Source organism: Acinetobacter sp. DMC2 (assembly GCF_056314305.1).
On sequence record NZ_JBQUYP010000013.1, the window covers coordinates 1 to 12,963 of the forward strand.

The 12,963-nt window shown below is 37.8% G+C and carries 15 protein-coding genes; 10 read left to right on the top strand and 5 right to left on the bottom strand.

The genetic code is table 11. The features are described from left to right. The first annotated feature begins 196 nt into the window (after positions 1-196). From yfiR to yfiB, 3 genes are read left to right on the top strand one after another with little or no spacing between them, the layout of a single operon-like run. On the top strand, positions 197-700 hold the full coding sequence (gene yfiR, locus ACT53H_RS18720) for a regulatory sequestration protein YfiR (RefSeq protein WP_476009855.1): 504 nt from the start codon (positions 197-199) through the stop codon (positions 698-700). Positions 701-705: 5 nt separating this feature from the next. Continuing rightward, the gene (gene dgcN, locus ACT53H_RS18725; protein WP_004796327.1) at positions 706-1,929 is read left to right on the top strand and encodes a diguanylate cyclase DgcN/YfiN; all 1,224 of its coding nucleotides are present in this window, start codon (positions 706-708) and stop codon (positions 1,927-1,929) included. 14 nt (positions 1,930-1,943) lie between these two features. Then, entirely contained in the window at positions 1,944-2,423 is a 480-nt protein-coding gene (yfiB, locus tag ACT53H_RS18730) for an outer membrane lipoprotein YfiB (protein ID WP_004796325.1), read from the top strand. A 51-nt stretch (positions 2,424-2,474) separates the two neighbouring features. Here yfiB and ACT53H_RS18735 read toward each other — a convergent pair whose 3' ends face one another. Beyond that, positions 2,475-3,485 (bottom strand): metallophosphoesterase, encoded by a 1,011-nt coding sequence (locus ACT53H_RS18735; RefSeq protein WP_476009856.1) that lies wholly within the window; start codon positions 3,483-3,485, stop codon positions 2,475-2,477. Positions 3,486-3,591: 106 nt separating this feature from the next. Here ACT53H_RS18735 and ACT53H_RS18740 point away from each other — a divergent pair, with 106 nt between their 5' ends. Continuing rightward, entirely contained in the window at positions 3,592-5,217 is a 1,626-nt protein-coding gene (locus tag ACT53H_RS18740; protein ID WP_004796322.1) for a phospholipase D family protein, read from the top strand. Here the strand turns inward: ACT53H_RS18740 and ACT53H_RS18745 are convergent, their stop codons facing one another. Continuing rightward, positions 5,218-6,027, bottom strand: a complete 810-nt coding sequence (locus ACT53H_RS18745; protein WP_049838421.1) for a lysophospholipid acyltransferase family protein — start codon at positions 6,025-6,027, stop codon at positions 5,218-5,220. 214 nt (positions 6,028-6,241) lie between these two features. On the opposite strand from ACT53H_RS18745, the gene hflX reads away from it, so the two are divergent. The 4 genes from hflX (at position 6,242) to ACT53H_RS18765 (ending at position 9,201) form a co-directional block, all read left to right on the top strand. After that, positions 6,242-7,585, top strand: coding sequence for a ribosome rescue GTPase HflX (gene hflX, locus ACT53H_RS18750; RefSeq protein ID WP_476009857.1), 1,344 nt, complete (start codon positions 6,242-6,244; stop codon positions 7,583-7,585). A 33-nt stretch (positions 7,586-7,618) separates the two neighbouring features. After that, entirely contained in the window at positions 7,619-7,990 is a 372-nt protein-coding gene (locus ACT53H_RS18755; protein ID WP_005299915.1) for a hypothetical protein, read from the top strand. Between the two features lie 10 nt (positions 7,991-8,000). Continuing rightward, positions 8,001-8,675, top strand: coding sequence for an LrgB family protein (locus tag ACT53H_RS18760; protein WP_009388694.1), 675 nt, complete (start codon positions 8,001-8,003; stop codon positions 8,673-8,675). An 82-nt stretch (positions 8,676-8,757) separates the two neighbouring features. Further along, positions 8,758-9,201 carry a DUF2147 domain-containing protein gene (locus ACT53H_RS18765; RefSeq protein ID WP_004796314.1) on the top strand — a complete coding sequence of 148 codons (444 nt, stop codon included), beginning with the start codon at positions 8,758-8,760 and terminating at the stop codon, positions 9,199-9,201. 33 nt (positions 9,202-9,234) lie between these two features. Here ACT53H_RS18765 and ACT53H_RS18770 read toward each other — a convergent pair whose 3' ends face one another. The 3 genes from ACT53H_RS18770 to pdxA are packed head-to-tail and all read right to left on the bottom strand — an operon-like array spanning position 9,235 to position 11,894. Further along, positions 9,235-10,074, bottom strand: a complete 840-nt coding sequence (locus ACT53H_RS18770) for a symmetrical bis(5'-nucleosyl)-tetraphosphatase (protein ID WP_476009858.1) — start codon at positions 10,072-10,074, stop codon at positions 9,235-9,237. After that, a complete protein-coding gene (gene rsmA / locus ACT53H_RS18775; RefSeq protein WP_476009859.1) occupies positions 10,075-10,887 on the bottom strand; it encodes a 16S rRNA (adenine(1518)-N(6)/adenine(1519)-N(6))-dimethyltransferase RsmA in 813 nt (270 codons plus the stop codon). 23 nt (positions 10,888-10,910) lie between these two features. Continuing rightward, complete coding sequence (gene pdxA, locus ACT53H_RS18780) at positions 10,911-11,894, bottom strand: 4-hydroxythreonine-4-phosphate dehydrogenase PdxA (protein ID WP_476009860.1); 984 nt, start codon at positions 11,892-11,894, stop codon at positions 10,911-10,913. A gap of 173 nt (positions 11,895-12,067) precedes the next feature. Here pdxA and rplM point away from each other — a divergent pair, with 173 nt between their 5' ends. Both rplM and rpsI read left to right on the top strand, forming a co-directional pair. Then, positions 12,068-12,496 carry a 50S ribosomal protein L13 gene (gene rplM / locus ACT53H_RS18785; RefSeq protein ID WP_003656097.1) on the top strand — a complete coding sequence of 143 codons (429 nt, stop codon included), beginning with the start codon at positions 12,068-12,070 and terminating at the stop codon, positions 12,494-12,496. A 12-nt stretch (positions 12,497-12,508) separates the two neighbouring features. Continuing rightward, the gene (gene rpsI / locus ACT53H_RS18790) at positions 12,509-12,895 is read left to right on the top strand and encodes a 30S ribosomal protein S9 (RefSeq protein ID WP_002048725.1); all 387 of its coding nucleotides are present in this window, start codon (positions 12,509-12,511) and stop codon (positions 12,893-12,895) included. Positions 12,896-12,963: the final 68 nt, after the last annotated feature.

Sequence of the window (12,963 nt, forward strand, 5' to 3'; positions counted from 1 at the left end):
CTTATCTGCATCACCGCCGATGGATGTGCATTATAGACCATTAAAAACCTTTGGCAACCCCTTTTTTAATTTAATATTATCGTGTGAGCGTTTTTTAGCCTTTTTAGTCAACTTTAGATGAGATATTAAACTTTTTTTACTTTATCAACTTCATGTAGAATAGATTATTCGTGCAATAGTTTGGCATTAACTCACCATGTGGCAGTTCGCTAAAAAAGTATTTGTTTGCATACTTGTATTGTTTGCTACGAGTGGGCCGTGTTATGCCAATTCAAAACATAACTTTTATGTGCTTACTTTATCTATTCTGAGCTACAGTAAGTGGGAGAATGTAAATACTCCTACTCTTTGCATTATTGATAATCCCTCTATTACATCTACGTTCCAATCTTATATCCAGCAAATGTCTTATAATTATCGTGTTCAAACTGTAAACGCGAAAGATTTTGCTCGGTCACATTGTCAGGCTGTTTATTTTTCTACGACTTCGCCCCAACAACAACAAAGCCTTATTCAGAACTATCCTTACCGTTCTTTACTTTCTTTAAGCATTAATAATCCAGAGTGCGAAATTGGAAGTATCTTTTGTTTATATAATCAAAATAATTACACTACCTTTAAAGTTAACTTAGATGCTTTAAGTCACTCCAAAGTTCATATTGATCCGAGAGTATTGCTCTTGGCTAAGAATGCGGAGTAAGGATTATGATATCAAAGTTGTATCAGTCCACTTCATTGCATGCATTATTTAGAAAATCTCAATTTACTATCTTTGCAATTACTTTCTTTATCTGCTCTTTTACGTTCGTGTCGATTTCTGTTTTTACAATGGAAACTTACGCCAAACAAAATTTGCAATTGCTTAGCCATACGCTACTAGAGCGTATTCAGCCTGCAGTTGTATTTAATGACAAAATTACGATTGAGCAAATTTTGAATGAATATACGAATGACCATTCAATTCGTACTATTCATATTTATGATTCAGAGCATCATTTAATTGCGCAAAGTTTTAAATTATCAAGTCAGACTTCAATTTTAGAGGGCTGGTTTGATCATTGGTTTCTGAATGAACCCGTTCATCTTACAATTTATCATCACGAGCAAAATGTAGGTGAACTCACGCTTTTTGGTAGTTCCGAAAAAATATTGCAATTCCTCAAAATGATTATGGTAGGGCTTGCAATTGCGATGTTGTTTATTGTTTGCGCTTTATGGTGGTCAGTAAACTTAACTTATCGTCAAATTATGCAAGCTATTTACCCACTTACTAATATTGCTCAAATTGTAAGTGAACAAAAAGCTTATAATCTTCGCTTTCCTTATAATCGAATTAAAGAATTTCAAGATTTAAATACCGTTTTTAATGAGTTACTTGAAGAAATTCAGATATGGGATAACCAGCTACAAAAGGAAAATCGTAAATTATCCTTTCAAGCTCACCATGATCAACTCACCTTATTGCCTAATAGACATTATTTTTATCAGATTCTCTTAGACATGTTTGAAGATAAGGGTTTTGATAACAAGTCTGCGTTATTATTTATAGATAACAATAACTTCAAAGCAATTAATGATCAGTTTGGCCATTTAGCTGGAGATGAAGTTTTAAAAGAAATGGCGAATCGTCTGCAAACCCGTTTACGCCACCAAGATTTTATCGCGCGTTTAGGTGGCGACGAATTTGCTGTCATTTTGCATTCCATTAGTCATGCTGATCATTTAATATCTATTGCTGAAAATTTACTCGAAAGCTGTAAAGAACCTTTGCATCTGAATGGTCAAACCATTTACTTCAGTTTTAGTGTAGGTATTGCTTTATCACAATTTGCATCTAGCCCCGAAGATTTCATTATGCAAGCAGACCAAGCAATGTATAAGGCTAAAACTTCGGATGAACACTGGTTTATCTATAAACCTGAAAATTAAATTTAGGCTAATCTATGAATACAAGATCTCTAAAACTCTCCTTTATTGCATTATTATGCATTACTCTTGCAGGGTGCCTGAGTTTTGGCCCATTAAAATATCGTCAGGTAAAATTGCTCAAAAAAGAAGGTTTCGTTCTTACTGATGAAGGATGGACTTTAGGTTTACCAGAACGTTTGTTATTTGACTTTAATAATGCAGAGTTAAAACAAAGTCATGAAGCTGAGTTAGTACGTCTAGCAAATCAATTGAATAAATATGACCTAAATAAATTGAAAATTGTAGGTCATACTGATGATGTTGGCGATGCTGCTTATAATCAAAAGCTATCTGAAGAGCGTGCACAAAGTGTAGCAAACCTTTTCTTAGCTCGTGGATTTAAAAAAGAAAATATCTATGTGATTGGTCGTGGTTCAACACAACCTTATGTTCCAAATACAACTAATGAAAATCGTGCGATTAACAGACGCGTTGCCATTGTTGTTATTCCATAAGTAAGTTTATTTCATAAAAAAGCCAATCCTCTGTGATTGGCTTTTTTTATTTTAAACTAACTCAATAATATCAATGGTCGGTGGCACTCTAAAACGTAAAGGAATTCCGACCATTCCTGTGCCAACGGTAACGAAGACATCTGCATGTTCGTGAGAGTAAAATCCACGTTTGTGACCTAAAATTGATACTTTCTTCATAATATAGTTAGTTAACCATGGAAGCTCCACCTGCCCTCCATGTGTATGTCCTGACAACATTAAAGGACGATTCGGTAATTTAGGCACCATATCGACCGTATCTGGATTATGAGATAAAATTAACCAAGGTTTGTCTTGGGGTAAATCTGGTATGGAACGCATATCGGTTTTTCCAGCCCAAAGATCACCAATACCAATCAGACGGAACTCTTCAAAATCAACGATCTTTCCTTCGATATCGACCACTTCATTATAAAACAGAGCATCTTTTAATAATTGTTGAATCGGTGGGCCAGGATATTGCTCATCATGATTTCCAGGAACAGAGTAAACAGGTGCCTGAATTTCTTTTAAAACACTTAACTCTTCAATCAGTCTATCTTCTGGTTCATATGTCCAGTCACCAGCTACAACCACTAAATCCGGTTGCTGTTCATTTAATTTTCTAACTATAGTTTTGAGCTGACGTTCATGCCCTGAAAATAAACCAATATGTAAATCTGCAATTAGGGCTACTTTGACTGGCTTATTAAAACTACGATCTGGATTTAAGCGATATTGATGAGTATCGACACGGACTAGATGAGGCTCAATAAATCGGGCATAAATTAAAACACCACTTAAGAAAAAGATAAAAATACCTTGATGAATTGAGTAGTAACCAATCCAAGCAGCATATAAATTAAAAAACCAGAGAGGAATAAGTAGATAAGAGAGATAAAATGCGAGTAAATGCACAAAAGCTTTAAATGGATGAATCGTCTCGGTCCGAGATTGATGAATCCAAGCCTCAGAAATTCCCCATAGAGCAAGTATTGAAAAAATAAAGTAAAAACAAAAAATAATTGAATTTGGATTCCACATTACGACTCTCGACTTATCTTCTATTGATTGCTAGTAATCAAATTCAATATTTATCTTTCAATATGCACGAATTATACTCTAGCTCACGTTATCGTATGTACTGATTATGGCACAATCCTCTCATTCCAAACAGCTTCAAACGAATCAACAAGCTAGAAGCTTTTTGATAAAAGCCTCTATAGTCCTATGTTCTAGTTTTGCTGTGGGTTTGACAGGATGTAGTACTCTGCCAAAACATGGTGTTGAACCATTAGAATATGCAAATGATATCGATACATCAGAGACTTCACTTGCCCAAATTATTACTCCTTTACGTCAGCAAAATCCAAAGCTAACGGGTTACCACGTCTTAAATGATCCATTGGAGGCTCTAGCAGCCCGCCTAAGATTAATTGATAAAGCTGAAAAGACTTTAGATTTACAATATTACATTTGGGATAATGACAAAGTTGGAGCTTTAGCTTTACATGCCATTATTCGAGCAGCTGATCGCGGAGTAAAAGTCCGACTTCTTATTGATGACAATAATGCAAAAAAAATGGAAGGGATCTTACTCGCCCTTTCTCAGCATAAAAATATTGAAGTTAAGCTTTTTAACCCCTACCGTTTCCGCAAATATCGTGCGATGGATATGGTGCTTGATTTAAAACGTATCAATCGTCGCATGCACAATAAAAGTTTTATTGCCGACAATGAGGTTGCTCTTATTGGCGGACGTAACATGACCAATCAATATTATAATGTAAGCGATAGCTATCAATTTTCTGATGTCGATGTGATGTTGGTCGGTGCTGCTGTTGATGACATTGTGAATTCTTTTGATGACTACTGGAATCATGAATACGCCTATTCAGTTCAAAGTATTGTAAGTCCAGAGCAGCACCGTTTACGCTATGAAGGATTAAAAGAGCAACTCGAAGCTCATTACCAACAAGCAACTGTCCAAAACTTTCTAAATTTAACTGCAAAATCACATGCATTTGATAAATGGTTAAATCACAATATTCAATTCGACTGGGTTAAAGCAGAAGTCGTAAAAGACTCGCCTGATAAAATTAAATCGAAAGCCAAAAAAGAAGAACATTTAAATTTCCAGTTAATTAACCATCTGGAAAAACCAGAAAGCAACGTAGATTTAATTTCAGCTTATTTTATTCCTGAAAAACAAGGTGCTAAAATTTTAAGCACGCTTGCTAAAGAAGGTGTGGAAGTACGCGTTCTAACTAACTCGTTTAAAGCAAATGATGTTGCCGTTGTACATGCATTTTATGGGAAATACCGTAAAGAACTGCTTAAAAACGGCGTACAACTTTATGAATTTTTACCAACACCAGATAAAAGAGATTTAAATAAAAATACAGATGAGCTTGCCACTAAAGCAAAAGTAAACATGAAAGGATTAAGCCGCTCAAGCTTACATACTAAACTGATGGCATTAGATGAACAGGTTTTTATTGGTTCATTTAATTTTGATCCACGCTCAGCTTATTTAAATACTGAAATTGGCGTAATTTTAGATAGCCCTTCATTGGCTAAGACAATTCACCATACGATGGACGAAAATTTAAATAAATATGCTTATAAGCTAAAGCTCGACGCTAACAATCATATTTATTGGCAGCAAGAAACTCCCAATGGCCCTTTAATTTATAAACAAGAACCCGAGATGAAATGGTGGCAAAAAGCAGGCATGAAATTTCTTTCATGGCTGCCACTTGAAGGCTTTATGTAATTAATTTTTTGGCTTAAGTACTTTCTGATGTAGTTGAGCCAAGCCTTCTACCATTTTTTCTTGAACTTCACGTGTTAAACTCTTCACATCATGCCCTTCCACTGAAATTGGAGGCAAAGTTAATAGATGAGCAGTTACTTTCGGCATTTCAAGTACGCGTTGAATATGTTCAGCAAATGTCATGTCGCCAATGAATGGCGCAACTGTATCTAATTGTCCATGACGGTTTACATAACAAATTAAACAGACCTGTACTGGGCGTTGAGCCTCAATAGCAGCACCGAGCAAACGACCATGTACTTTCTTAACGGAATGTCCATCTGTAGTGGTCGCTTCAGGAAAAAACAGTACGGGAATATTTTGTTTTAAAAATTCGGTAATTTGCTCACGAATTTTAACGGAATCACCAGATCCACGCTTAATAAATAAAGTTCCACCACCTTTAGCTAGATTGCCTAAAATGGGCCAATTTTCAATTTCAGCTTTAGCAAGAAAGAAAACACGAGCTCCAGAACCTAAAACAGCAACATCGAGCCAAGAAATATGATTACTTACCCATAAAGCAGGTTCTCTAGGAATTGTTCCGTGTACTTCTACATCTAAGTTGAAAACCTGACATAAACGGCGGCAAAAATATTGAACATAGCGTGTATTGACCGGATTATTAGGATCTTTATAAAGGCCATGTCGATAAACTAAATAAAAACCTTCACTAATTGCAGCGGTAGCCGAAGTGACTTTTTTTCCGTACAAACCTATTTTTGATAATTTCTTTAACGTTGAATTAACTATACTTTGCGTTTGAGCCATAAAATTTCACTAACGATCAATCATTGTTATACCCATCTCGAGCATTCTATACGTTTCAGAATAAACTTGCATTGATGATAGAGAACGGGAAAAAAATAAATTCAGACACCTCTAACAACATTTAACTAATCTAAAGGATAAGAACAAACGCTTTCCCCTTTTGCATAAGTTTCATCTAGAATAAAGTTTTCCCATTTTCAGGATTTACAACCACGTGGAATATGTTGATCGGCATCAAGGCGGTGAACGCACAATTTTAGTGAGTGTTTCAGTACAATTATTAGATGATCTGGATGCCGAAGAGTTTGCTCTACTTGCACAGTCTGCTGGTGCACATATCCTTGAACATATTAAGGTTCAGCGAAATAAACCTAATCCTAAATTTTTTATTGGTTCAGGAAAAGTCGAAGAAATTGCAGAGCAAGTTCAGGAACTAGAAGCAAGTCTGGTGATTTTTGACCATGCTTTGTCACCCGCTCAAGAACGAAATTTAGAAAGAATATTAAAATGCCGAGTCATTGATCGTACAGGATTAATTTTAGATATTTTTGCCCTGCGTGCCCGTACGCATGAAGGTAAATTACAAGTCGAACTTGCACAGCTTAAACATTTATCTACTCGTCTTATTCGTGGTTGGTCAGCCGACTTTGAGCAACAAAAAGGTGGTATTGGCCTACGTGGTCCCGGTGAAACGCAACTAGAAACAGATCGTCGTCTCATTCGTGTACGTATTGCTCAATTAAAAGATAAATTAGAAAAGGTACATCAAACCCGTATACAAGGACGTGCTGCAAGACAAAAGGCAGCTATTCCAACTGTATCGTTAGTAGGCTATACCAATGCGGGGAAATCAACTTTATTTAATATTTTAGCGAAAAGTGATGTCTACGCAGCCGACCAACTATTTGCAACACTCGACCCGACATTACGCCGTTTGGAATGGGATGGTATTGGTACTGTCGTGTTAGCAGATACGGTAGGTTTTGTACGAAACTTACAGCATGATTTAATTGAATCATTCAAAGCAACACTTGAAGAAACCCTAGAAGCCACGCTTTTACTACATGTCATTGATAGTAATAGTCATGACATGCTTGATCAAATTGAAGCAGTTGAAGGCGTATTAAAAGAGATTGGTGCAGATGCTCCAGTACTTCGGGTATACAACAAAATTGACCTGAGTGGTGAAGAAGCCAAAATTGTTTATGCCGAACCACATGTACCAGATCGAGTTTATGTTTCTGCTCACGCAGGCCTTGGTCTAGAGTTACTTCAAAAAGCAGTACAAGAATGTTTAATGGGGCAAATTCAAAAGTTTTCTCTGATTCTTAAACCTGCTTATGGCAAATTTCGCACACAGCTTTATGCCTTAAATGTAATTGAGTCTGAACACTACGATGATGCAGGCTTATTACATATTGATGTACGTATTGCACCACATAAGCTAGAAAAGCTTATTCGCCAAGCAAAACTGCCCTTAGAAGAAATCTTGGGAGAACGCGCTAATCAATTTAAACGGCCATTGGAAGAGTTTGAAATCAAAGGCGAGATCAGTTAAAACTCGATAAGTAAACTTTTAGAGATAAAAAATATGGATAAGATCAAAAGTATAGACTGGACAGCATGGGTAGCAACTTTACTACTCATTATTGGTTTTCGTGAAGGCTCTGTCATCGTCATGCGTGCTTTTGGTCATCCAGAATTAGGTAATCTGGTCGGGTTAATCAGCTTACTCACTGTTTTGATTATTTGGAGAAAGTTCAAAAAAATCCCTCTTCGAATAGTTGATACGAATAATAAAATCATGAAAGAAAGTGGTTTTGCTTTTTTACCTGTTTGTGCTGGCTCTTTAATTATGTTGGTGCATATGGGGAAAGAAATTCCACTATTCCTTTTTGTTTTAGTGGTCAGCACCCTTATACCTTTGTGGGTCTATGCAAAAATGGCAAAACGTTGGTTATAAGGAGAATAAAATGTTTACGATTTTCTACGGTTTTTTGATCACACTTATTGGTTATCTATGTGCAAAACCTTTAAATCGACGCTTTCCGCAAGTTCCACTTTTAGTTTTCGGCATGTTCATTGTCATTGCATTGCTTTCAGTTTTACAAGTTCCTTATGAACAATATCGTCTCTATGTAAATGACTTATTTGGTCATCTATTAGGTTATGTCACAGTAGCCTTAGCCATTCCTTTAGCTGCAATGCGTTACGATGATCTTCCAATTAAATCAGTCATTGGAATTTTACTTTTTGCAAGTATTAGCGCTGTTGCTTTGCCTATGGGCCTCGCTTACTTGTTACATATGTCGGAACCTACCATTCTTGCATTTGCAACCCGCGCGGTGACCACCCCGATCGCCTTAAATATCGCAACGTTATTGCATGCTCCTGAAACGCTGGTAACGCTTATTGTTATTTTATCTGGCGTTATTGGAGCAGCTTTTTCACCATTTTTACTTAAGCATATTCATGATGAAAGAGCATCTGGATTAGCCTTAGGTTTAGCTGCACATGCCATAGGAACAGCTCAAGCGTGGCAACGCGGACCTGTTGCAGGTCGCTACGCTGCATTTGGTATGGCTTTAAACGGCGTATTTACTGCAATTTGGCTGCCTACATTAATGTTGTCACTTGGAACGCCATAATTAAGAAGCCTATTAAATAAACATTGAACGGTATATCAATTCGAAATAAGATGACCTTTCAATGTTAAAAGGATTTTTAATCATGGGGAAAATTTTTATTGGAGCTCTGCTCTTACTGGGGATCAACACTGCTACGTTTGCAGCAGACATTACAGGTCTTTGGCAAACAATTGATGATAAAACTGGTGCTCCCAAAGCACAGGTAGAAATACGAAAAGAAGCAAATGGGACATATGCCGGAAAGATTATCAAAGTTACACCACGCCCAGGTTATACCCCTAAAGAGATTTGTGATAACTGCCCTTCGCCGTATACTAATAAACCAATTATAGGATTGGATATTGCAACCGGCTTAAAACAAACAGATGATCTTAATTATACAGGTGGGAAAATTTTAGATCCTAATACTGGTAAAGTTTACGGGCTTAAAGCAAAACTCAGTGCAACTGGTAAACGTCTTCATATGCGTGGATATCTTGGCGTTTCAGCATTAGGCCGTAACCAAATTTGGTTACGCGTAGAATAAAAAAATAAAAAAGCCGCTTATGCGGCTTTTTTATTACATCACTGGATTTTCAACAGCAAAGATTTCTTTGTCTTCAAGGCGATAAGCCATTAATTTTCTGCCCCAGACACAGCCACCATCAATATTCTGAATCTGATTATTAATCGTTCTGCCCTCGAGCGCAGCCCAATGACCAAAAATAATTTGATGAGTTTGTGCCGCTTTGCTTGGAAATTCAAACCAAGGTAAATAGCCTTCTGGCATTGGCGCATCTAGAGCATCTTTAAAACTGAACTCTAAAGCCCCTTCTTCGTTGGTTAAACGCATGCGGGTCAAATAATTAGTAATACAACGTAAACGAGCTGAACCCGTTAAGTCGTCTTCCCACAAATCTGGTTTTGAACCATACATTTCTGCCAAAAAAGCGTCCAATACAGATAAATCTTGATGTGAGAGTACTGCCTCAACCTCTTTTGCAAGCGTTGCAGTTTTTTCTACATCCCAAATACAAGGTATACCTGCATGAGTAAGAATTGTGTGCTCATTCGGGAATAAACATAAAGGTTGTTTACGCAACCAGTCGATTAACTCATCACCATCAATTGCATCAATAACATCCTGCGTGCGATCTTTTTCTTTAATCTCTTTTAAACCACGCGCACCAGCAATTAAAGTCAGATCATGATTTCCGAGTACAGTTGCAGCAGCTCCCCGATCAGCAAGTTTTTTAACAAAACGTAAAGCGCCTACTGAATTTTCGCCACGAGCGACCAAATCACCCGCAAACCATAAAAAATCTTGGTCTGGATCAAAACGTATTTCTTTAAGTAAGGCCTTCAGAGCTTCAAAACACCCTTGTACATCGCCAATCACATAATTAAAACGTTTAGTCATTTATGCCACCATTTGATCGGCTAAAGCAACAAATTGAGCAAGTGTTAACGTTTCTGGACGAGCCATTGGATCAACGCCTGCTTTTTCAAAGCCATCTTCAGCAATCATACCTTTTAGACTATTTCTTAGGGTCTTACGACGTTGGGTAAATACATGAGCAACCAAACGAGCTAAAGCTTTTTCATCTTTTGCAATAATTGGTTTTTTTTCATATGGAACAAGACGGAAAACAGCACTCGTTACTTTAGGCGGTGGGTTAAATGCGCCAGCTGGTACTTCAAATAAAAATGTAGGTTGGCAATAATACTGAATCATTACCGACAAGCGTCCATATTCTTTTGTGTTTGGTTCTGCGGTAATGCGTTCAACCACCTCTTTTTGAAGCATAAAGTGCATGTCTTTAACTTTACTGCCAAATTCCAAGAGATGGAAAAGTAATGGAGTTGAAATGTTATAAGGTAAATTACCAACTACACGTAATGGTCGACCATCTTTTACCAGTTCATTAAAATCATATTTTAATGCATCAGCTTCGATAATAGTTAAACGTTCAGGGTGTGGAACGCGTTCTGGCAAGCCTGCTGCTAAATCACGATCTAGCTCAACCACTGTTAATGCATCACACTCTCCAATTAAAGGAGAAGTTAAAGCAGCCAAACCAGGTCCAATTTCAACAACATTTTCACCCGCCCGCGGATTCACCGAGCGCACGATTTTGGCAATAACTCGCTGATCATGTAAGAAGTTTTGACCAAAACGTTTACGAGCTTTATGCCCTTCATCTTTCGGGTTTAGGGCATTAATTTGATACATATAACATTTCCAACATGAAAAATTTAGCTCGCTGCCAAAGATAACGCTAAATCGACAGCGACATTTAAACTTGAGCTTTTTGCCAAACCAGTCCCAGCCAAAGACAATGCCGTGCCATGATCGACCGAGGTTCGAATGAATGGCAAACCCAATGTAATATTGATGGCCTCACCAAACCCTTGTGATTTTAACACAGGTAAACCTTGATCATGGTACATAGCGAGTACAGCATCAGCATTTTTAAGATGCTCTGGGGTAAATAAGGTATCCGCAGGCAAGCTTAGGCTCATTTTAATTCCTTGCGCTCGATAAGTTTCGAGTACCGGATTAATGGTATCAATCTCTTCACGGCCCAAATAGCCCTCTTCCCCCGCATGAGGATTTAAGCCACACACTAATATGCGCGGATCAACGATCTTAAATTTAGTTTTTAAATCATGTATTAAAATATCGATGACTTGATGTAAACGCTCTTTGGTAATTGCATCGGCAACATCCCTTAAAGGCAAATGTGTAGTCGCCAAGGCTACACGCAGAGTCTTGGTTGCAAGCATCATGACAACACGCTCTACCCCTGCAAACTCTTGATAATATTCAGTGTGACCACTAAACAAAATGCCTGCATCATTAATGACCGATTTTTGCACTGGTGCCGTAGCTACCCCAACACTCTTACCAAACATGGCATAATCAGCTGAGCGGCGTAATTGTTCTAATACATAAGCCGCATTAGCTGAATTTAATTGGCCATCAACAACCGCCTTTTCTAAAGGTACATGCTCTATATAAAGCTCACCAGAAGAGGATGATTCAGCTTGTCCCGTATATTCTATAAATTGAATATCTACCCCTAGTTTCTGGGCACGTTGTTCTAATAAATTTTGGTCCCCCAAAACAACAACAGGACGTTCATCAACTCGCTGAGCCAAGCTCAAGCAAATATCTGGACCAATACCAGCCGGCTCACCGGAAGTGACATATAAAGGCAGCATAATCACCCCAGACACATAACTAAAATTTGTTTGATTTTAACATATCCCACATTCATCGGTTTATGGATTAAATTATGTGGCTTAAACTGGATTTTTCTTGTGACTTTGAACAAACTCGTTTAGAATGCTCGCTCCTTTTGTTTGGACAGATTCCATAGTCCAAACCAACTATAATAGGTAGTGGTTTAATGAAAACTCTCAGCGCTAAGCCAGCTGAAGTTCAACATGACTGGTATGTTGTTGATGCTTCTGGCAAAACTTTAGGTCGCCTTGCGACTGAAATCGCTCGTCGTTTACGCGGTAAGCACAAAACTTCTTATACTCCTCACGTTGACACTGGCGATTACATCGTTGTGATTAATGCTGAACAAGTTCAAGTGACTGGTAAAAAAGCGCTTGATAAGAAATATTATCGCCATACTGGTTTCCCTGGTGGTATCCGTGAGACTAACTTCGAGAAGTTAATTGCTCACAAGCCTGAAGCTGTTCTTGAAAAAGCAGTTAAAGGCATGTTACCAAAAGGTCCTCTTGGTTATGCAATGATCAAAAAAATGAAAGTGTACGCTGGTACTGAGCATCCGCATGCTGCTCAACAGCCACAAGTTTTGGACATCTAAGGGATACAGCACATGGCTACTAATTATGGTACAGGTCGCCGTAAGACCGCAACTGCACGTGTTTTCTTGTCTGCTGGTACAGGCAAACTCGTTATTAACAACCGTACTTTAGAGCAATATTTCGGTCGTGAAACTGCTCGTATGGTTGTTCGTCAACCTTTAGAACTTTTAGAAGTTACTGAAAAGTTTGACCTTTACATCACTGTTAAAGGTGGTGGTATCGGTGGTCAAGCTGGCGCGATCCGTCACGGTATTACACGTGCGCTTATCGCTGCTGACGAAACTTTAAAACCTGTTCTTCGTCAAGCTGGTTTCGTTACTCGTGATGCTCGTGAAGTTGAACGTAAGAAACTTGGTTTACGTAAAGCTCGTAAGCGTCCTCAATTCTCTAAACGTTAATTCGTTTATCGAGTTGGACAAAAAGCCTTGGATTTTTCCAAGGCTTTTTTATTATGAAAATCGAACAA

Coding starts and splice junctions, on each gene's coding strand:
- yfiB (WP_004796325.1), top strand. CDS start 1,944: ATGAATACAAGATCTCTAAAACTCTCCTTTATTGCATTATTATGCATT.
- ACT53H_RS18770 (WP_476009858.1), bottom strand. CDS start 10,074: ATGACTAAACGTTTTAATTATGTGATTGGCGATGTACAAGGGTGTTTT.
- ACT53H_RS18735 (WP_476009856.1), bottom strand. CDS start 3,485: ATGTGGAATCCAAATTCAATTATTTTTTGTTTTTACTTTATTTTTTCA.
- ACT53H_RS18760 (WP_009388694.1), top strand. CDS start 8,001: ATGTTTACGATTTTCTACGGTTTTTTGATCACACTTATTGGTTATCTA.
- rplM (WP_003656097.1), top strand. CDS start 12,068: ATGAAAACTCTCAGCGCTAAGCCAGCTGAAGTTCAACATGACTGGTAT.
- ACT53H_RS18740 (WP_004796322.1), top strand. CDS start 3,592: ATGGCACAATCCTCTCATTCCAAACAGCTTCAAACGAATCAACAAGCT.
- ACT53H_RS18765 (WP_004796314.1), top strand. CDS start 8,758: ATGGGGAAAATTTTTATTGGAGCTCTGCTCTTACTGGGGATCAACACT.
- yfiR (WP_476009855.1), top strand. CDS start 197: ATGTGGCAGTTCGCTAAAAAAGTATTTGTTTGCATACTTGTATTGTTT.
- rpsI (WP_002048725.1), top strand. CDS start 12,509: ATGGCTACTAATTATGGTACAGGTCGCCGTAAGACCGCAACTGCACGT.
- rsmA (WP_476009859.1), bottom strand. CDS start 10,887: ATGTATCAAATTAATGCCCTAAACCCGAAAGATGAAGGGCATAAAGCT.
- ACT53H_RS18745 (WP_049838421.1), bottom strand. CDS start 6,027: ATGGCTCAAACGCAAAGTATAGTTAATTCAACGTTAAAGAAATTATCA.
- ACT53H_RS18755 (WP_005299915.1), top strand. CDS start 7,619: ATGGATAAGATCAAAAGTATAGACTGGACAGCATGGGTAGCAACTTTA.
- dgcN (WP_004796327.1), top strand. CDS start 706: ATGATATCAAAGTTGTATCAGTCCACTTCATTGCATGCATTATTTAGA.